The following is a 20,311-nucleotide window of genomic DNA, read 5'->3' as shown; positions in this document are numbered from 1 at the left end:
CGCCCGTCAAGAAGGTCGCGCCCGTCAAGAAGGTCGCGCCCGTCAAGAAGGTCGCGCCCGTCAAGAAGGTCGCCAAGCCCGCAATCGTCAAGAAGGCACCAGCCGCCCGTTCCGGCACGGAGCCGGCGATCAAGAAGGCGCCGCCGCGCAAGAGCACGGTGACCTGTCCGCTGTCGGGGTTCGAGGTGAAGCCCGACAAGCCCAACCTCGCGCCGAGCACCGTCGAGCGCCTCCGGGTCAAGCTCCTCGACGAGCGAGAGCGCCATCTCGCGCAGGCCGACCAGCTGGCGGCGGAGGCGCAACAACTCGCACTCGATCGCGACGAGGGCGACACGCAGTTCGACGAGGAAGGCGGCGAGGGCGACACGATCAGCGTCGAGCGCGAGCGCGACCTGATGCTGTCGGCATCGGCGCGCCAGACCGTCGAGGAGATCGACCGCGCGCTCGAGCGGATCAAAAGCCGCACGTATGGCCTGTGCGTTCCCGCGGGGCGCCGAATCTCGCTGGAGCGCCTCGAAGCACTTCCTTACGCGGAGACCTGCGTCGACTGCAAGGCGCGTGCCGAGCGACGCCGATAGCACGCGCACCCGGCCGGTGCTCGCGGCGGGGATCGTGTTTGCGATCGTCGCGCTCGATCTGATCACCAAGACCTGGGCGGTGCACGACCTGGCCGACGGTCCGGTCGAGATCGTGGGCAACACCGTCGACTTGCGACTCGCTCGCAACACGGGCGGTGCATTCAGTGTGTTCCAAGCGTTCACCCCGGTGCTCGCGATCGTCGCCGGAGTGGTCACGTATTTCCTCGTTCGCACGGTTCGCCGGACGCACGACACCTTGCTTGTCGTCGCGCTCTCGCTCGTCCTCGGTGGCGCCATCGGGAACCTGCTCGACCGCGTGTTCCGAACGCCCGGGTTCCTCCGCGGCGCCGTCATCGACTTCGTGCACGTCGGCGCATGGCCCACCTTCAACGTCGCCGACTCCGCGATCACGATCGGTGCGATCCTCGTCGTCGTGTGGTCGGTGCGCACCACCGCGCGCGAGCGCCGAGCCGGAGAACAGAGAGCCGGAGAAGAGAGAGCCGGAGAAGAGAGAGCCGGAGAAGAGAGAGCCGGAGAAGAGAGAGCCGGAGAACAGAGAGCCGGAGAACAGAGAGCCGGAGAAGAGAGAGATGGATGAAGAGCTCGCGGTGCCCGAGTCGCTGGCGGGGGAGCGCGTCGATCGAGCCGTCGCATTGCTCACGGGGTGGACGCGCAGCGAGGTGCAAGAGCTCGTCGCGAGCGGCTCGGTCCTCGTCGACGGGGAGCCGGTGGCGAAGAGCCGCCGACTCGAAGCCGGTGAGTTGATCGAGCTCCTCGACGAGCCCAGTGTGGCCGGTCTGCCGCAACCTGATCTCGCGGTTCTTCCCGATGTTCGCTACGAGGATGCCGACGTGCTCGTGATCGCGAAGCCCGCGGGGCTCGTCGTGCACCCGGGCGCCGGCCACGCCGACGGCACACTCGTCAACGGCCTGCTCGCGCGCTACCCGGAGCTTGCCCGAGTGGGTGACGAGTCGAGGCCGGGAATCGTGCACCGGCTCGACCGCGATACGAGCGGTGTGCTCATCGTGGCGCGGTCGCAGCGCGCGTACGAAGCGCTCGTGCGGATGATGACCGCGCACGAGGTGGAACGGCGCTACCTGACGCTGGTCTGGGGTCACCTCGACGCACCGCGCGGCGTGATCGACGCGCCGATCGGGCGCTCGATCCGGCGCCCCACGCGTATGGCCGTGCGTGAGGGTGGCCGGAGCGCGCGCACGTCGTACGTCGTGCGCGAGGAGCACGACGATCCGGTGGTGTCGCTGCTCGAGTGCACGCTCGAGACCGGACGCACGCATCAGATCCGCGTCCATCTCCAGGCGATCGGTCACCCGGTCGTCGGCGACGCGAGCTACGGCGGGGCGCGTCTCCCGCTCGACGTCGGGCGGCCGTTCCTGCACGCGACCGCCGTCTCGTTCGCGCACCCGGTCACCGGGGAGCTGATCACGGTCGACGAGCCGCTACCCGCCGAGCTGGCCGCCGTGCTCGACCGGCTCAGGTAGGTCGTCATCGGGCGAAGCCCCTGATCCCCGGCCTGGGATCTGACAGATTCCCGTCAGGTTTGCGTTCCGCGGAACGCATCGACGCCTTGTGCCGCAACGATCGCGGGGGTAGAATCGAACAGATGTTCGGTCACTTCCCCGTATCGGGCCTGGGAGGCACGGATGGATGAGCGGGAAGCGGTCACGGAAGAGATGGCGCCGGAGGCGTTCGTGACCGAGCGCCTCGAGGCGGAGATCACGACCCTGGCGGCGCACCTGTCGGCGGCGGAGTGTCGATGGCTCCAGCTGGTGGCGGAGTTCGATCGGCGGGAGGCATGGCTGCACTGGGGCTGTCGCACGTGCGCGTTCTGGCTGAGCTGGAAATGCGGCCTCGACCGCCGCTCCGCGCAGGAGAAGCTGCGCGTCGCTCACGCACTCGAGGAACTGCCCTTGGTCACGGAAGCGTTCGCGGCAGGGACGCTGAGCTACTCGAAGGTGCGTGCGATCACGCGCATCGCGACGCCGGAGAACGAAGAAGCGCTCCTCGACCTTGCGTTGCACGCCACCGCCGCGCATGTCGAGTCGGTGGTGCGCGCCTATCGGGGCGTGTTGAGCCGCGAAGAGGAGACAGTGGCCGCGGTCACACGACGCGCGAACCGCTGCCACCATTTCGACTGGGACGACGACGATTTCCTGACCGGTCACTACAAGCTCACGCCCGAAGACGGTGGGGTGTTCATGTCTGCCGTTGACGCCGCCGCGGAAGAGGTCCGCGCGTCGAACCCCGACGCCGGGTACGGCGTGTCGTTCGCGGACGCGTTGTTGGTGATGGCGGAGTCGTTCCTCGCCAACGGGCCCGCGGCCCGCACCAGCGGCGACCGCTACCAGGTGGTGGTCAGCGTCGATGCCGACGTGTTGGCGTTCGACACCGACGGCGAATGTGAACTGCACAACGGTCCCGCGCTCGCACCCGAGACCGTCCGGCGCTTGTCGTGCGACGCGTCCGCGGTGCTGATGGTGCGCGGCCCCACCGGCGAGGTCCTCGACATCGGCCGCAAGACCCGCACCATCCCGCCCGCGATCAAACGGGCGCTGCGCACCCGCGACACCACGTGCCGCTGGCCCGGATGTGACGAAGCCCGATACCTCGACGGGCATCACGGCATCCATTGGTCGCACTTCGGCCCCACCAAGCTGCCCAACCTCGTGCACCTGTGCTGGCACCATCATTTCCTCGTCCACGAAGGCGGCTGGACGCTGGCGATCCGTCCCGACGGGTCGTTGCACATCCTCGACCCCAACGGCCAACTGCTCGGCGCGCCACCCTCCTATGTGATCAGCGCCGACGAAGCCGGCCTCCCGCAACGCAACCAGGCACGCGGGATCACCATCGACGAGATGACCGCCATCCCGCGCTGGTACGGCGACTCACTCGACCTCGACCACGCCATCACCGCCCTGCTCTCCCTACGCGACCCCGGCTTCGCCAACTACGAACTCGCAGCCGCATGCCGACCCGCGCAAGCTCCATGACACCGCTCGACGCTGAGATCAACCGCAGTATTGGCATCCGGCGGTCGCGAAATGAAGGCCGTATGGCCAACTACCTCGCCAAAGCCTTCAAGGGCCCCGGAGTATGTGCCGACGCTCTGTGGCAGGAGCTGCCGCATGCGAGTGCTGATCGTCGAAGACGACGACGCCATCGCGAGACCACTCGCGAAGGGTCTCGAACGAGAGGGTCTCGACGTCGACTGTGTCGAGACCGGTGAAGCCGCGCTCGGACGCGCCGCCGAGTGCGCCTTCGACGTCGTGCTCCTCGACCTGGGGCTGCCCGACCGCGACGGGTTCGACGTGTGTCGCGAGCTTCGGGCGACATCCGACGTCCCCATCATCGTGGTCACCGCGCGGTCCGAAGAGGTCGACCGCGTAGTCGGACTCGAACTGGGTGCCGACGACTACATCGTGAAGCCCTTCGGCTTCCGCGAGCTCGTTGCGCGCATCCGCGCCGTCGCGCGCCGTCGACCGACTCCGCTCGCGCACACCAGTTCCACCGAGCTCGCGGGACTCGCGATCGATCGCCGGACGCGGCGCGTCATCGTCGAGGGTAGCGAGGTCGCGCTCACCCCCAAGGAGTTCGACCTCCTCGCGTTCCTCGCCGAAGATCCCGGCGCGGTGTGTAGCCGTCAGCAGGTACTGGAGGAAGTCTGGGATCCGCACTGGTACGGACCCACCAAGACGCTCGATGTGCACGTTGCGTCGCTGCGCAAGAAGCTCGGTGATTCGCGTTGGATCGAGACCGTTCGCGGTGTCGGCTTCCGGCTGCGCACGCCGAGCGACGGCGCGCGATGAAACGGCGTCTGCTCCTCAGTTACCTGTCGATCACGGCGTTCGTGTTGTTGGTCCTCGAGATCCCGTTCGGCGTGTCGTACGCCAACTCGGTAGAACGCCGGCTGACCAGCGACATTCAGCACGACGCGTTCGCGCTTGCGATCCGCGCGCAGGAGCCGATCGACACGGTTGCGACGAGTGCGACATCGCGTTCGGAGCTGCAAGCGCTCGCCGACGACTATCGCGCCGACGCCGGCGGGCGAGTCGTCGTCGTCGACCCGAACGGCATGGCGATCGCAGACTCGGATCGTGCCCGCGCGTCAGACCCGTTGCGCGACTTCTCGTCGCGACCCGAGATCAGGGACGCGCTCGATGGCGCGGAGGCGAGCGGTATCCGCGCGTCGCACCCGCTTTCCAAGGAGCTGTTGTACGTGGCGCTGCCCGTCGGCTCGGCGCAGGGCATCCAGGGTGCGATCCGCATCACGTACCCGGCGTCCGTGGTCGACGATCGAATCCGGCATATCTGGCTGCTGCTCGTCGCGACCGGTGGGGTCGTGCTCGGCATCGTCTTCCTCGCGAGCCTGTTGCTGGCGCGGTCGGTCACACGACCGCTCGCCGAGCTCGAGCGCGCTGGCGAGGCGCTTGGTTCCGGCGACCTCGCGGTGCGCGCCGACGTGCCAAAGGGGCCCGACGAAGTGAGGGTGCTTGCGGAGTCGTTCAACGCGACGGCGGCGCGGCTCGAACAGCTCGTGGGCGCGCAGCGCGCCTTCGTGGCCGACGCCTCGCACCAGTTGCGCACTCCGCTCGCCGCGCTCCGGCTCCGGCTCGAGAACCTCGAGGCCGACGTCAGCGGACACGCGGCGGATGATCTCGACGGCGCGCTCGCCGAGGTTCGACGGCTCTCTCGACTCGTCGACGGGCTGCTCGCGCTCACGCGCGCGGAGCAGTCGACGGCGACGCCGACCGCGATCTCGGTGGACGAGCTCCTCGACGGGCGAGGTGACGCGTGGGAGGCGTTCGCCGCCGAGCGGAACGTGAGGATCGAGTCGTCGGTGCGCGGCGCGCGCTACGTGCGCGCAACTCCGGGTCGGCTCGAGCAGGTTGTCGACAACCTGCTCAACAACGCGCTCGAGGTCGCGCCCGAAGGGAGCGCGGTGCGGCTGGCGGCGCTCGATCGCGGCAACTGGGTGGAGCTGCGCGTCAGCGACGAGGGACCGGGCATGAGCGACGAAGAGCGCGCCCGCGCGTTCGACCGGTTCTGGCAGTCGGCGGCTGCCCGGCGCGACGGGCGTCCGAACGGCCACTTCGGGCTGGGGCTCGCGATCGTGCGCGAGCTGGTCGTCGCCGACGGTGGTGAAGTGCATCTCGAGCCGTCGTCCTCCGGAGGGCTCGAGGTGATCGTGCGGATGCGGCGCGCCGAGCATGCCGAAGAGCCGCGCGACCCGCCCAGGGCGCGTCAGCTCTCGACCACGTCGGGGTGACCGATCCGCGTTCGAACGACGAGGTCCTGCAGGGTGAAGCGCTCGAGGATCTGACGGGTCTCGTCGGATACTCCGACCCACACCTCCTGGAGCACGCAATGCCCTTCGCAGTGATCGTGCTCGCCCATCAGGGTCGTGAGTGGGCCGTCGACCGCGGCGAGGATGTCGGCCAGCGTGATCTCCGTGGGCCGCCGAGCGAGCACGTACCCGCCGCCCACGCCGCGCTTCGAGCGCACGAGCCCCGCGCCCTTGACCGCGAGGAGGATCTGCTCGAGGTAGGGCTGCGGGAGCGCGGTCCGCTCGGCGATCTCCTTCACCGACGTCGGCCGGTCGGAGCCGTGTAACGCGAGCGACAGCAGCGCTCGCGCCGCGTAATCGCCCCGCGTCGAGACCTTCACTCTGGGCTCGCTGCCGCTCGCCATGTGCCCGCGTGCATGTCCAACATGGTCGCGCGTCGGGGCGCCGCTTCGGGCGCTTCGCCCTCGTCGTAGCAGGTTGCCACGTAATCTGAGCCGGGTGGAGCCGGTGAAGCCCGACTATGCAGGACCGAACGTGATGAACGTGGTCCCCGCGCTCCTCGGGGTCCGGCCCGTCGACTGGCTTCCGGAAACGGTCGCGGGGGCGCGGGCGGTCGTCCTTCTCGTCCTCGACGGGCTCGGCTGGGAGGCACGTACACGTCATGGGGCCCGGCTCCCGGAGCTCTCGGCGCTCGAGGGCCGCGTCATCACCACGGTCGTCCCGTCCACCACCCCGGCGGCGCTCACGTCGATCACCACCGGGGTCCCGCCCGGAAAGCACGGGGTCACCGGGTTCCGCATTCTGCTCGACAAGGCGGTGGTGAACGCCGTCCGCTGGCAGCAGGAGAACGGCAAGCGTCCGCCCGATCCCGCATCGGTGCAACGGCAGGCGGTCTTCGCCGGCCGCCCGGTACCGGTGGTCACCAAGTCCGAGTTCCGTACCAGCGGGTTTACGGGTGTGCACCTGCGCGGCACCGAGTTCCACGGCTGGCAGACCACCGCGGTCCTCGTCGAGCACGTGCGCGCACTCGTCACCGGCGGCGCGCCGTTCGTGTACGCCTATTACCCGGGGGTCGACGAGGTCGCGCACGCGTATGGCATCGAGGGGCCCTTTTACGTGGGCGAGCTCGTGGCCGCCGATCGACTCGTCGGTGCTGTCCGCGATGCGCTGCCCGACGATGCGGTGTTGCTCGTCACCGCCGACCATGGGCAGGTGAACCTGGGTCCCGAGTCGTGGATCGGGCTGGGCGCCCTCGACGGCATGGTCGCGGTGTACGCGGGCGACGCGCGGTTCCGCTATCTCCACGCGCGCGACGGCGCGGCGGGGGACCTGTGCGCGGCCGCCGAGCAGGTCGCGGGCGCGCACGCGTGGGTCTTCCCGCGCGAGCGGCTCTTCGACGAAGGCTGGATGGGCCCGGCACCGGCCGGTCCGGCGCGCCGACGCGTGGGCGACGTGGTGCTCGCGGCCCGCGAAGCGGTCGGCTTCGTCGACCCCACGTTCGCTCGCGAGACGGGCCTCCGTTCGGCCCATGGTTCGCTCACGGCAGCCGAGATGGAGGTGCCGCTCCTGGCAGGTCGCGGACGCTCCTGACACCCGTGCGCGCCGTGCGCTAAGTTCGTTGAACTACATCAGTGTGATTTATCCACAGGGATTTCCCCATCCCTGTGGAAGGGGGCGAGTTGGCCAAGTCGTTCGTGCACCTCCATCTGCACACCGAGTACTCGATGCTCGACGGCGCGGCCCGCGTGCAAGACGTCGTGGCCACCGCGGCAGCCGACGGTCAACCGGCGATCGGCATCACCGACCACGGGAACATGTACGGCGTCATCGACTTCTACCGCGCCGCACGCGAAGCGGGTCTCAACCCCGTGATCGGTACCGAGGCCTACATGGTCACCACGAGCCGGTTCGACCGGCCGCGCCGCGAGGATCACGACATCTACCACCTCACGGTGTTGGCCGAGTCGAACGACGGTTACCGCAACCTCATCAAGGTCGCGTCGCACGCCTACCTCGACGGCTACTACTACAAGCCGCGCGTCGACTTCGATCTGCTCGAGCAACACGCCTCCGGGTTGGTCGCGACAACGGGTTGTCTCGGTGGCGCCGTGTCGCAGGCGTTGCTCGCCGATGACTACACCGGTGCGCGCGAGCTCGTCGATCGCTTCCAGTCGATCTTCGGGCGCGACTCGTTCTTCGTCGAGCTCCAAGACCACGGTCTTCCGGAACAAGCCCTCGTCAACCCACAGCTCATCAAGCTCGCACGCGACCTGCGCGCGCCGCTACTCGCGACGAACGACAGCCACTACACCCACCGACACGACGCCGAAGCGCACGCGGCGCTGCTCTGCGTGCAGACCGGCTCCACACTCGACGACCCGAAACGCTTCAAGTTCGACGCCGACGAGTTCTACTTGAAGACCGCGGCGGAGATGCGCGGGCTCTTCGCCGATTACGAGGAAGCGTGCGACAACACGCTGCTCATCGCAGAGCGCGCCAACGTCGAGATCGAGTTCGGCAACTCGTGGCTCCCCGCGTTCTCCACCCCCGCCGGCCACGACGACGACTCGTACCTCCGTGAGCTCACGTTGCAGGGCGCGACCGAGCGCTATGGCGCGTCGCCCGGCCCCGACGTGCTGCAACGACTCGACTACGAGCTCGGCGTGATCAAGACGATGGGCTTCTCGGCGTACTTCCTCGTCGTCTGGGATCTCTACCGGCACGCTCGCTCGCGCAGCATCCGAGTCGGCCCGGGGCGGGGGAGCACCGCCGGTTCGTGTGTCGCCTACTGCCTGCGCATCACCAACGTCGATCCCATCAAGTACGACCTGCTGTTCGAGCGCATGCTCAACCCGGGCCGAAAAAAGATGCCCGATATCGACATGGACTTCGACTCCCGCTACCGCGGCGAGATGATCCGTTACGCCGCCGAGCGTTACGGCTGGGACCACGTGGCGCAGGTCATCACGTTCTCCACGATCAAGGCGCGGGCCGCGGTGCGCGACTCGGCGCGCGTGCTCGGCTACCCGTACGCGGTCGGCGACAAGATCGCCAAGCTGATGCCGCCGCTCGTGATGGGTCGTGATACGCCGTTGCGGGCCTGCCTCGAGGAGGTCGAGGGTTACAGCTCCGGCTTCAAGATGGCGTCCGAGCTGCGCGTGCTCTACGACACGGATCCCGACGCGAAACGCGTGATCGACGTCGCGGGCGGGCTCGAAGGGCTCCGCCGCCAAGACGGCATCCACGCCGCCGCGGTTGTGATCGCGCGCGAGCCGCTCACCGAGTACCTCCCGATCCAGCGCAAGCCGGAAGCCGGCGGCAACGTCGACGACGCGCCGATCGTCACGCAGTACGAGATGCACGGCGTCGAAGCGCTCGGGCTCCTCAAGATGGACTTCCTCGGTCTGCGCAACCTCGACGTGCTCGAGATCACCCTCGACCTGATCGAACGCTCGACCGGAGAGCGGTTCGACATCGACGACGTGGCGCTCGATGACGAGAAGACCTTCGAGATGCTGCGCCGGGGCGACACCGTGGGCGTGTTCCAGCTCGAAGGCGGTCCGGTGCGCTCGCTGTTGCGCTCGCTCGGTCCCACGCGCTTCGAAGACATCGCCGCGCTCGTCGCCCTGTACCGGCCCGGCCCGATGGGCACCAACATGCACACCGACTACGCCGACCGCAAGAACGGCCGCAAGCCGGTCACGTATTACCACCCCGACGTCGAAGAGGTGCTCGCCCCCACCTACGGCCTGATGATCTACCAGGAGCAGATCATGCAGGTCGCGCAGCGGCTTGCCGGCTACTCGCTCGGCGAGGCCGACACGCTGCGCGAGGCCGCGGCGAAAAAGCAGCGCGACCTCATGGCGCAGGAGCGCTCGAAGTTCCTCGAGGGCTGCCTCGCGCAGGGGCACACCCGCGAGTTCGCGACGCGCATCTTCGACACCATCGAGCCGTTCGCCGACTACTCGTTCCCCAAGGCGCATGCCACCGGTTACGGCCTCATCGCGTACCAGACCGCCTACCTGAAGGCGAACTATCCGGTCGAGTACCTCGCCGCGCTGCTCACGAGCGTCAAAGCCAACAAGGACCAGACCGCGGTCTTCCTCAACGAGTGCCGCCAGATGGGCATCGCGGTGCTCGTGCCCGACGTCAACGAGTCGGAGTCCGACTTCTCGGTGCACCGCGCCCCCGATGGTTCCACCGAGGACGCGGCGATCCGGTTCGGCATGTCGGCCGTTCGCAACGTCGGTGAGGGGGTGGTCGCGCAGATCATCGCCGCGCGCGAGGCAGCCGGTCCGTTCGTCGACTTCTACGGCTTCTGCGATCGCGTCGACCCGTCCGTGCTCAACAAGCGCACGATCGAGTCGCTGGTGAAGGCCGGTGGCTTCGACTCGCTCGGTCACCCGCGCCAAGGGCTCGTCCACGTGTTCGAGACGATCGTCGACACCGTGATCGACCGACGCCGCAACGAGGCCGAAGGGCAGTTCGACCTCTTCTCCGCGGCCGGTGAGGCCGAGGTCGAGGCGGTGGTGGGGCATCGCGTCGAGATCCCCGACACCGAGTTCCCGAAGTCGCAGCGCCTCGCGTTCGAGAAGGAGATGCTCGGGCTCTACGTGAGCGAGCACCCGTTGATGGGTGCGGAGCGGTCGCTGCGCCGGCACGTCGACTCCACGCTGTCGGAGCTGCGGGAAGCGCGTGAGGGTGAGTTGCGCACCGTCGGCGGCATCGTCACGTCGCTTCAGCGGAAGTACACGCGGCGTGGCGACCTCATGGGCACGTTCGTGCTCGAGGATCTCGCGGGTGTGCTCGAAGTGATGGTGTTCCCGAAGACGATGGCCGACTTCGGGCACGTCCTCGAAGACGACGCCATCGTCGTCGTGAAGGGACGCGTCGACCTGCGCGACGACACGCCGAAGCTCGTGGCGATGGAGGTCATCCGCCCCGAGATCGAGATCGACGGCGGCCCGCCCGTCCGGATCAAGGTGAAGCTGCACGCGCTCACCGACGACAAGGCCGCGCGCCTCAAGGGGATCCTCGCCGAGCACCCCGGCGACAGCCCGGTGTTCGTGCACCTCGAAGCGCCCGAGAAGACCACGGTGCTCCGCCTCGCCGACGACCTCCTCGTCGACCCGGGCAACGGCCTCTTCGCCGAGCTCCGCGTCCTCCTCGGCGCCGACTGCATCGCCTGATTCGCTCGCTCTCTGCGAGCCGGGATACCCGGCTCGCGGGCGTTCGCTCGCTGGCGAGTGACTCGACTCGCTCCGCTCGCTCGTCACCGCGTCTGCGTCGGGCACCGTGTGCGAAGCTCTCGGGATGCGGATCGGTGTACTGGGGGGGACGGGGCCCGCAGGGCAGGGCGTCGCGGCGCGCCTCGCAACGCTGGGTCACGACGTGATCCTGGGCTCGCGCGACCTCGACCGCGCCGAAGGCATCGTCGGCGAGCTCCGCGCCCGCTGGGGTGACCGCGTCAAGACCCTCGAGCCCGGCACCAACCCGCAAGCGGCCGAGACGGAGGTCGTCGTGATCGCCACGGTGGCGGACGCGGCCGTCCCCACCGCCCGCTATCTCGCCGACAAGCTCGAGGGCAAGGTCGTCATCGCGATGGCGAACAGGCTCGAGAAGCGGGGTCGCGAGTTCCGGGTCGTGCTGCCCGACGAGGGATCGATCGCCGAGGCGATCCAGGCTGCCGCCCCCGGCGCGAAGGTCGTCGCGGCGCTCCAGCACGTTCCGGCGGCCGCCCTCGGCGACCTCGACCGCGACCTCGAGAGCGACGTGCTCGTTGCCGGTGACGACGACGACGCCCGCACTACGGTGCTCGACCTGATCGACAGCATCCCCGGCCTCCGGGCCTTCGACGCGGGATCGCTCGCGAACGCGCACGGCATCGAGGCAGTCGCCGCACCGCTGCTCACCATCAACCTCCGGCACAAGGGCCAAGCGACACTCCGCATCACCGGCGCGGGGGAGCGGCGGCGATGACGATCCAGATCTACGACACCGCGCAGCTCGCGATCGTGCCGTTCGAGGTCGGGCCGATCGTGCGCATGTACGTGTGCGGCATCACGCCGTACGACGCCACGCACGTCGGCCACGCGGCCACGTTTCTCACCTACGACCTGCTGATCCGCCGCCTCGAGGAGCTCGGCCACGATGTGCGCATGGTGCGCAACGTCACCGATGTCGACGACTCGATCCTGCCGAAGGCGCGCGAGCTCGGTGTGCCGTTCCTCGAGCTCGCGGAAGCCGAGCTCGCTCGTTTCCGCGCCGACATGGACGCGCTCGCCTTGCGTCCGGCAATCGCGGAGCCGCTCGCCACGGAGTCGATCGACGGCATGATCGACATGGTGGCCAAGCTCATCGAAACCGGCCACGCCTATGAAGCGCACGGCACGACGTACTTCGACGTCAAGAGCTTTCCCCGCTACGGCGACTTGTCCCGGTACTCGCGCGACGAGATGATCCGGATCGCACGGGAGAGCGGCGGCAACCCCGACGATCCGCACCGTCGCGATCCGCTCGACTTCGTGCTCTGGCAGCCGTCGCTCCCCGACGAGCCGACGTGGGCGGCGCCGTTCGGCACCGGTCGGCCGGGGTGGCACATCGAGTGCTCGGTGATGTCGATGAACGAGCTCCACACCAGCACGCTCGATCTGCACGGTGGCGGGACCGACCTCATCTTCCCGCATCACGAGTGCGAAATCGCGCAGAGCGAGAGCTGCACCCACGAGCCGTTCTCGCGTTACTGGGTCCACTCCGCGATGGTTCGCTACGAGGGCGAGAAGATGTCGAAGTCGCTCGGCAACCTCGTGTTCGTCAGCGACCTCCTCAAGATTGCCGACCCACGCGCAATTCGCCTCGCACTCATGCGGCACCACTACCGAACGGGGTTCGAGTGGCACGACACCGACCTCGAAGAGGGCACTGCACTGCTGCACCGTCTGCTCGCCGCGGCCGAGTGTGCCGGCGGCACCGATCCGCGCCCGTTCGCCGAACGAGTACGCGCCGCAATCGACGACGACCTCGACGCGCCGAAGGCGCTCGAAGCACTCGACGATCTTGCGAGCGCTGTGCTGTCGGGTGGCACGGAGGCGTCGGCACCCGCCGCGCTGCGCGAGCTCGGTTCGCTGCTCGGCATCGATCTGACCCGCCCGCTCGAATCCGGCACGGGCGGCTGAGAGCCACTGGTAATTTCCACTGATGCCCCCTGACATCACGATCACGCTTCCCGACGGCAGCACGCGTGAGTACGCCAGCGGCACCACGGCCGGCGCCGTCGCCGAGTCCATCGGGAAGGGCCTCGCCAGGGCCGCGCTCGCAGCCAAGGTCGACGGAGGATGGGTCGACCTCACCCGGCCGATCGACCACGACGCCCGGGTCGCGATCGTCACGCCCGACACCGCCGACGGCCGCGAGGTGCTGCGCCACTCCACGGCGCACGTGATGGCCCAGGCGGTCACCGATCTGTACCCCGGCGCGGAGTACGCGATCGGGCCGGCGATCGAAGACGGCTTCTACTACGACTTCTCGCTTCCGGGCGGCGAGCACTTCTCGGAGGACGATCTCGCGCGCATCGAGGCGCGGATGCGCGAGATCGTGAAGGCCGACGAGCCGTTCGAGCGGCAAGAAGTCGATCGCGACACGGCACTTGCGGTATTCCAGAAGCAGCAGTACAAGCGCGAGATCATCGAGCGCGTCGACCCCGACGACACGGGAGAGGTGGGCGAGGGACCGGTCATCTCGCTCTACAAGAACGCGCGTCCCGACGGAACCGAGTTCGTCGACCTCTGTCGCGGCCCCCACGTCCCGAGCACCAAACGGCTCGGCGCGTTCAAGCTCACGAAGGTCGCGGGCGCGTACTGGCGCGGCGACGAGAAGCGCCCGATGCTCCAGCGCATCTACGGCACTGCGTGGGAGTCGAAGGCCGCGCTCGACGACTACCTTCACCGCCTCGCGGAAGCCGAGAAGCGCGACCACCGCAAGCTCGGGGTCGAGCTCGACCTCTACTCGTTTCCCGAGGAGATCGGCTCGGGGCTCGCGGTCTGGCACCCGAAGGGCGGGCTCGTCCGCAAGATCATGGAGGACTACTCACGCGCGCGTCACGAGGCCGCCGACTACCAGTTCGTGAACAGCCCGCACATCTCGAAGGAAGGGCTCTTCCAGACGTCGGGTCACCTGGAGTGGTTCGCCGAGGGAATGTTCCCGCCGTTGGAGCTCGACGGTGGCAACTACTACCTCAAGCCGATGAGCTGCCCGTTCCACATCCTGATCTTCAAGAGCAGGATGCGCTCGTACCGCGAGCTGCCGCTGCGCATGTTCGAGTTCGGCACTGTGTACCGCTACGAGAAGTCGGGTGTCGTGCACGGGCTCACGCGCGTCCGCGGCATGACCCAGGACGACGCGCACATCTTCTGCACGAAGGAGCAGATGGCCGACGAGATACGTTCACTGCTCGTCTTCGTCCTCGACGTGCTCCGAGAGTACGGCCTCGACGACTTCTACCTGGAGCTCTCCACGAAGCCCGAGGGCAAGGCCGCCGGCACCGACGCCGAGTGGGACGAGGCAACCGAATCCCTGAACGCGGCCGCGCTCGACATGGGCTTGGAGTTGGTGTTCGACGAGGGTGGCGGCGCGTTCTATGGCCCGAAGATCTCGGTGCAGGCACGCGACGCGATCGGCCGCACGTGGCAGCTCTCGACCATCCAGCTCGACTTCCAAACCCCGCAGCGCTTCGGCATCGAGTACGTCGGCGCCGACAACGAGCGCCACACGCCGATCATGATCCACCGCGCTCTGTTCGGGACGATCGAGCGCTTCTTCGCGCTGCTCGTCGAGCACTACGCCGGCGCGTTTCCGGCATGGCTGGCGCCGGTGCAGGTCACCGTGCTGCCCGTCGCCGACCGTCACGACGAGTACGCCGAGAAGCTCGTCGAGCGGCTTCGCGACGCCGGCTTTCGCGCCGAGACGGTCGACGCTCACGCCGACACCCTCGGCGCGCGCGTCCGCCGATCGAAGCTCGAGAAGGTCCCGTACGTGCTCGTCGTCGGCGACGACGACCTCGAGCACGGCACGGTCGGCGTGAACTCGCGCGGCAGTGACGAGCCCGAACGCGGCGTGCCACTCGATCTGTTCGTCGATCGCTTGCATACGGCCGTCGACACGCGCGCCAACGTATGACCCTCGATCGGCTCTGGGCGGGCTGGCGCTCGTCCTACATCGATGAAGTCGCGACACAAAGTCCTGTCGACGGCGAGTGCGTCTTCTGCGCGCTGCTCGTCGCCGACCCGGACGAGGCGCTCGTCCTCGCGCGAAACGACTACGTGTTTGCGGTGATGAACGCGTATCCGTACACGTCGGGTCACCTCATGGTCGCGCCGGTACGGCACGAGGGGACGCTGTCGGGGCTGTCGCCAGAAGAAGCGAGCGCGCTGATGGCGATGACCCAAGACGCCACCGTCGCGCTCGACCGCGCGTACTCGCCCGACGGCGTGAACGTCGGTGCGAACCTCGGGCGCGCCGCGGGCGCCGGCATTCCCGGTCACGTGCACATGCACGCGCTCCCGCGATGGGTCGGCGACACCAACTTCATGAGCGCCGTGGCGGAGGCGCGCGTCCTGCCCGAACCGTTGACCGCGAGCTGGGAGAAGCTGCGGGCCGGGTGGCCGCAGGCACGCCATTAGCGATCCCGTAACGGCGAAGCCCTCGCAGTACCGTGCACGCCGTGACCAACACCACTCCGCCGGGCGACGCGACCGCGCACGACGGCGACGACCTGCCCGACGAGCTGGATGTCACTGCCTACGTCGGCCCCTACCTGTTCCCGAGCACCCGTCGCCGCCGCATTGCGGCCACTATCTATTCCGTCCTAGCGCTCCTCTGCCTCCTCGGCTGGGTCGCGAGTGACAACGGTGGCCTGCTCGCCGGCGCGGTCTTCCTGGCGCTCGTCGCGAGCTACCACTTCGTCACCGCGTGGCCCCTCTCGATCGATCAGACCGAGGCGCTGCTGATCGCGACGCGTACGGTCGGTTTCCCCGTCGGGCACTCCAGCGCGCAGCTTGCGTGGCGGGGCCTCCTCTCGCGTCCCGCCTGGCGGATCCTGCTCTACAGCGCCGACGAGCCGCCGTCGATGCGCGGCCTCGTCGAGCTCGACGGCGTCGACGGCCACGTGCTCGGCGAGTACACCGAGCCGAACCCGGAGGACTGGTCGGCGTTCGGACTCGACGCGCCTATCACCTGAGATCTGGCCACCTGACGCTCCGCATCGCGTGACGCGACCGCGTCATGCGAGACGATTACTGTGCCCTCGTGAACCGGCCGGAAGGAACGAGCCGAGGCCGTATCCTGCTGCTCGACGCGGTGCTCGTAGCCGTCGCTGCGCTCGCGATCCTCGTGCCGGTGCTCGAGCTGTGGAACGCCGACGTCGACGTTCCTCTCGCGTATGTGCGCGGCGATCGCGCCATTTACTCCTTCGAGCCCGACGCGCCCTTCTATCAGATGCTCGCGAAGGGCGGGATCGACCACGCGTGGTTCATCACGAACCCCGACCTCGGCGCGCCGTTCGACCAGCAGCTCTTCGACTTCCCGGTGGGCCTCGACAACCTCAACCTCGTCGGGCTCAAGGTGCTCGGCACGGTGACCGGCAGCGTCGGCGCGACGGTGAACATCTTCTACGTCCTCACCTTTCTCGCGGTCGCGGTGTCGATGTTGCTGGTGTTGCGCGCGCTCGGAGTGTCCCGGGGGGTCGCGGCGGTCGTCGCCCTCCTCTATTCCTACCTGCCCTACCATTTCGCGCGCGGCGTCCCGCACCTCTTTCTCTCCGCGTACTGGGTCGTACCATTAGCCGGGTATCTCGTGCTGCGGGTCGTGTCGGCGCGGCCCCCGTTCGTCGCGGAGCGCGACGACGGCTCGGGCTGGCGCGTGCGGCTCGGTGACCGCTCCGGACTGCTGTGGTTGCTCGCGTGCGTCGTCACCGCGTCGTCGGGCGCGTACTACGCGGGGTTCACTCTCCTCCTTCTCGTCGTCCTGGCCCTGGTCGACTTCATCGCGCGCCGCCGGCGCCAGGTCCTCGTATCCGGCGCGATCGCGGTCGCTGCGATCGCGGTCGTCGGCTTGTTCAATCTCGCCCCGACGCTCGTGTACACGGTGGTGCACGGTCAGGACACCGCGGTTGTCCATCGCAGTGCGAGCGAGACCGAGTTCGAAGGGCTGAAGCTCGCACAGCTCGCCCTGCCGGTCGAACGACACCGGGTGGAGGCGCTCGCCGACGTGCAGGCGCAGAGCACCAAGAAGACCCCGACGACCAGTGAACGGGGCCAGCAGCTCGGCATCATCGGCGCGGTGGGTTTCGCCGGAGTGCTCGTGGCGTTGCTCGTCAACATCCGTCGCGATCGCCGCAGCGACCCGGAGGGCGCCGCCGCGAACGACGCCGATGCTGCGGGCCCGGTCCCGCCGCCTGCGGACGCGATCCGCAGCATGGGGGTTCTCACCGTCACCGCGATCGTCATGGGAGTGATCAGCGGCTTCTCGTTGCTCGTGTTCGGGATCGGTATCCGTGAGCTCCGCTCGTGGAACCGCATCTCGGTGTTTCTCGCCTTCTTCGCGTTCACCGCCGTCGCGTACGGGCTCGACTGGATCTGTCGGCGCGTGCCCGATCGCCCGTGGCGGGTACCGGTGGTCGCGCTCGGGCTCGGTGTGATCCTCGTGTTCGGGATACTCGACCAGGTGTCGCCGGCGGCGATCCCCGACTACGACGCGACCGCGGCGCGCTGGGTCAGTGACGCTGCCTTCGTCGCGCGCGTGGAACGTGCGCTGCCGGCGGGAGCCGCCGTCTTCGAACTCCCGTACCGGTATTTCCCCGAAGCGCCACTCACCGGCAACCTGGGTCCGTACGACCTCGTTCGCGGCTACGTGCACAGTGACTCGTTGCGGTGGAGCTGGGGCGGGGTGCTCGGACGCGAAGCCGACTGGCAGCCGAGCACCGCACGGTTGTCGGTCGGCCCGATGCTCGACCGGGTCGCCGCGGTCGGCTTCGGCGGCCTCGTGTACGACCTCGGCAGCACGTTCCGATCGGGCGAGCCGTCGCCCGACGACATCGCGGCCGAGCTCGGGGAGCAGCCGGTCGTGAGCCGTGACGGCGAGCTCGCGTTCTGGGATCTCCGCCCCTACGCGCGCGACCTGTCGGAGCGGCTGGGCCCCGCGGGGGTTCGGCGGTTACGGGAGCAGGCGCTGCGAGACCGAAGCGAACGCGCGTCCGACGATCCGGCGATAGGTCGGTGAGACCCCGGGTGAGCAGGTACGCGCCGAACCCCGGAAGCAGGGTCGCCGGATCGCGCGAAGGGGCGGTCGAGGCTCAGACCTTTGCCGTGTCTGCCTTCGGCTTGAGCTTGTCGACGAGGTGGGCGGGCACGGGGTCGTAGTGCGAGTGCTGCATCGAGAACCGGCCACGCCCGCCGGTCATCGAGCGCAGGTCGATCGCGTAGCGCAGGATCTCCGACGTTGGCACGAGCGCCACGATCTCGACCTCGCCCTTGCCCATCGCGGCCGATCCCTGGATGCGCCCGCGCTTCGAGTTGAGGTCGCCCATGATGTCGCCCTGGTTCGCTTCGGGTGCGATCACGACGAGCTCGCTCACGGGCTCGAGCAGGATCGGGGACGCTTTCGCCATCGCCTCCTTGAACCCGAGCGAGCCGGCCATCTTGAAGCTCATCTCCGACGAGTCGACCGCGTGGTACTTGCCGTCGAAGCACGTGACCCTCACGTCGACGACGGGGAAGCCGAACACGCCGCCCTGGTCCATCGTCTCGTGCACGCCCTTCTCGACCGCGGGGATGAACTGGCGGGGGATCGCGCCACCCACGATCTTGTCGTCGAACTCGAATCCGGCTCCGCGCTCGAGCGGCTCGACGCGCACGAACGCGACGCCGAACTGTCCGTGCCCGCCGGTCTGCTTCTTGTACCTACCTTCGGCTTCCGCGTTGCTCGTGATCGTCTCTCGGTAGGCGACCTTCACGGCTTCGCTCTCGACCTCCACGCCGAACTTGCGCTGGAGCCGCTCGATCGCGATCCCGAGGTGCGTCTCGCCCATCGCCCACAGCAACGTCTGGTGGGTCTCCGCGTTGCGCTCGAGTTGCAGCGCGGGGTCTTCGTCGAGCAGGCGATGCAGCGCGTTCGCGAGCTTGTCCTCGTCGCCCTTCGACTTCGCGCGGATCGCAACCGCGAGCACCGGCTGCGGCGCGTCGAACGGCGCGACCTCGAGCTCGGCACCGCGCGCGCCGAGCACGTCGCCGGTGGTCGTGTCGTTGAGCTTCGCAACCGCGGCGATGTCGCCGGCGGTCACCCCGGACACCGGTTCTTGCTCCTTGCCGCGCATGAGCGTGAGCTGATGGAGCCGTTCCTCCGCCATCGTGCGCCCGTTCACCAGCGACGCGTCCGCCTTCACCGTGCCCTGGAGCACCTTGAACAGGTTCACCCGCCCGACGTACGGATCGACGATCGTTTTGAACACGAACGCGACGGGTTGACCCTCGTCCGCTTGCGGCGGCGGGCCCTCGGTTGCGATGAAGTGCGCGAGACGGTCGACACCGATGGCCTTCGTCGCGCTTCCGCAGAGCACCGGGTACACGGATCCCGAAGCGACCCCCAGCGCGAGCGCGCCCGCGAGCTCGGTCGTGTCGATCGGCTCGTCGGAGAGGTAGCGCTCCATGAGGTCGTCGTCACCGACGACGATGCCTTCGACGAGCGCGTCGTGGATGCTGTGCTCCTCCGTTTCCATCTCGGGCGGAACCGGACCGCTCGTGCCCTTGCCACTGCTGTCGGAGTAGAGCACCGCGGTGTCGTCGAGCAGCTCGACGATCCCGTGGAAGTCGGCTTCCTCGCCGATCGGGAGTTGCAGTGGCGCGACGCCCGCGCCGAACTTGTCCTTGAGCTGGTCGAGGGTGCGGGAGAACGACGCGCGCTCGCGGTCGAGCTTGTTCACGAAGAATGCGCGGGGGAGTCCGAGCTCGCCCGCCATGCGCCAGACCACCTCGGTCTGCACTTCGACACCCTCGACCGCCGACACGACGAAGATCACAAGGTCGGCTGCGCGCAGCGCGGCGGCGACGTCGCTCACGAAGTCGGCGTATCCCGGCGCGTCGAGCACGTTGATCTTGCAGCCCTCGTGCTCGAAGGGAGCGATCCCGAGCGAGACCGAGATCCGGCGGCGGGCTTCCTCGGGGTCGAAGTCGGTGGTGGTGGTACCGTCCTCGACCCGGCCCTGGCGAGGGATCGTGCCGGTGACGAACAACAACGCCTCCGTGAGCGACGTCTTTCCCGATCCGCCGTGGCCCACCAGAGCGACGTTGCGAAGCTTGTCCGTCGGGTACGTCTTGGCCGGCACCGCCACCCCCACAGAGTCGCCACCACCCGGAGCGATGGTGAATGGCTGCAGAGT

General features: G+C 68.5%; 16 protein-coding genes. 14 read left to right on the top strand and 2 right to left on the bottom strand.

From position 1 onward, the window contains the following. From WD271_10155 to WD271_10130, 6 genes are all read left to right on the top strand, one after another. A partial coding sequence (locus tag WD271_10155) for a TraR/DksA C4-type zinc finger protein (protein MEX1008190.1) occupies positions 1-578 on the top strand: 578 nt, incomplete at its 5' end. Next, positions 559-1,176 carry a signal peptidase II gene (gene lspA, locus WD271_10150; GenBank protein MEX1008189.1) on the top strand — a complete coding sequence of 206 codons (618 nt, stop codon included), beginning with the start codon at positions 559-561 and terminating at the stop codon, positions 1,174-1,176. The genes WD271_10155 and lspA, both read left to right, overlap by 20 nt. After that, the gene (locus WD271_10145; GenBank protein MEX1008188.1) at positions 1,169-2,077 is read left to right on the top strand and encodes an RluA family pseudouridine synthase; all 909 of its coding nucleotides are present in this window, start codon (positions 1,169-1,171) and stop codon (positions 2,075-2,077) included. Before lspA ends, WD271_10145 begins: the two co-directional genes overlap by 8 nt. Positions 2,078-2,239: 162 nt before the next feature. Further along, positions 2,240-3,589 carry a DUF222 domain-containing protein gene (locus WD271_10140; protein ID MEX1008187.1) on the top strand — a complete coding sequence of 450 codons (1,350 nt, stop codon included), beginning with the start codon at positions 2,240-2,242 and terminating at the stop codon, positions 3,587-3,589. 135 nt (positions 3,590-3,724) lie between these two features. After that, entirely contained in the window at positions 3,725-4,405 is a 681-nt protein-coding gene (locus WD271_10135; GenBank protein MEX1008186.1) for a response regulator transcription factor, read from the top strand. Further along, positions 4,402-5,865 carry a HAMP domain-containing sensor histidine kinase gene (locus tag WD271_10130; GenBank protein MEX1008185.1) on the top strand — a complete coding sequence of 488 codons (1,464 nt, stop codon included), beginning with the start codon at positions 4,402-4,404 and terminating at the stop codon, positions 5,863-5,865. The genes WD271_10135 and WD271_10130 overlap by 4 nt, the downstream gene beginning before the upstream one ends. Here WD271_10130 and WD271_10125 read toward each other — a convergent pair. Beyond that, positions 5,841-6,263, bottom strand: coding sequence for an Rrf2 family transcriptional regulator (locus WD271_10125; protein MEX1008184.1), 423 nt, complete (start codon positions 6,261-6,263; stop codon positions 5,841-5,843). The two genes, WD271_10130 and WD271_10125, sit on opposite strands and share 25 nt — an antisense overlap. A gap of 118 nt (positions 6,264-6,381) precedes the next feature. Between WD271_10125 and WD271_10120 the strand changes: the two genes are divergently transcribed. The 8 genes from WD271_10120 (at position 6,382) to WD271_10085 (ending at position 18,156) form a co-directional block, all read left to right on the top strand. Next, complete coding sequence (locus WD271_10120; GenBank protein ID MEX1008183.1) at positions 6,382-7,473, top strand: alkaline phosphatase family protein; 1,092 nt, start codon at positions 6,382-6,384, stop codon at positions 7,471-7,473. 89 nt (positions 7,474-7,562) lie between these two features. Beyond that, positions 7,563-11,072 (top strand): DNA polymerase III subunit alpha, encoded by a 3,510-nt coding sequence (gene dnaE, locus WD271_10115; GenBank protein MEX1008182.1) that lies wholly within the window; start codon positions 7,563-7,565, stop codon positions 11,070-11,072. Positions 11,073-11,196: 124 nt separating this feature from the next. Next, on the top strand, positions 11,197-11,862 hold the full coding sequence (gene npdG, locus WD271_10110; protein ID MEX1008181.1) for an NADPH-dependent F420 reductase: 666 nt from the start codon (positions 11,197-11,199) through the stop codon (positions 11,860-11,862). Continuing rightward, positions 11,859-13,058, top strand: coding sequence for a cysteine--tRNA ligase (gene cysS, locus WD271_10105; protein ID MEX1008180.1), 1,200 nt, complete (start codon positions 11,859-11,861; stop codon positions 13,056-13,058). The genes npdG and cysS overlap by 4 nt, the downstream gene beginning before the upstream one ends. 22 nt (positions 13,059-13,080) lie before the next feature. Then, positions 13,081-15,057 carry a threonine--tRNA ligase gene (gene thrS / locus WD271_10100; protein ID MEX1008179.1) on the top strand — a complete coding sequence of 659 codons (1,977 nt, stop codon included), beginning with the start codon at positions 13,081-13,083 and terminating at the stop codon, positions 15,055-15,057. Beyond that, positions 15,054-15,560: an HIT domain-containing protein gene (locus WD271_10095; protein MEX1008178.1), complete on the top strand. Its 507-nt coding sequence runs from the start codon at positions 15,054-15,056 to the stop codon at positions 15,558-15,560. Before thrS ends, WD271_10095 begins: the two co-directional genes overlap by 4 nt. 41 nt (positions 15,561-15,601) lie before the next feature. Beyond that, positions 15,602-16,117: a hypothetical protein gene (locus tag WD271_10090; GenBank protein ID MEX1008177.1), complete on the top strand. Its 516-nt coding sequence runs from the start codon at positions 15,602-15,604 to the stop codon at positions 16,115-16,117. A 68-nt stretch (positions 16,118-16,185) separates the two neighbouring features. After that, positions 16,186-18,156, top strand: coding sequence for a hypothetical protein (locus WD271_10085; GenBank protein ID MEX1008176.1), 1,971 nt, complete (start codon positions 16,186-16,188; stop codon positions 18,154-18,156). Positions 18,157-18,229: 73 nt separating this feature from the next. Here the strand turns inward: WD271_10085 and fusA are convergent, their stop codons facing one another. Beyond that, a complete protein-coding gene (gene fusA / locus WD271_10080) occupies positions 18,230-20,263 on the bottom strand; it encodes an elongation factor G (GenBank protein ID MEX1008175.1) in 2,034 nt (677 codons plus the stop codon). Positions 20,264-20,311 lie beyond the last annotated feature (48 nt).

It is taken from the genome of Acidimicrobiia bacterium, from assembly GCA_040880805.1.
GTDB lineage: Bacteria > Actinomycetota > Acidimicrobiia > IMCC26256 > DASPTH01 > DASPTH01.
This window is presented reverse-complemented; position numbering and strand designations above follow the sequence as displayed.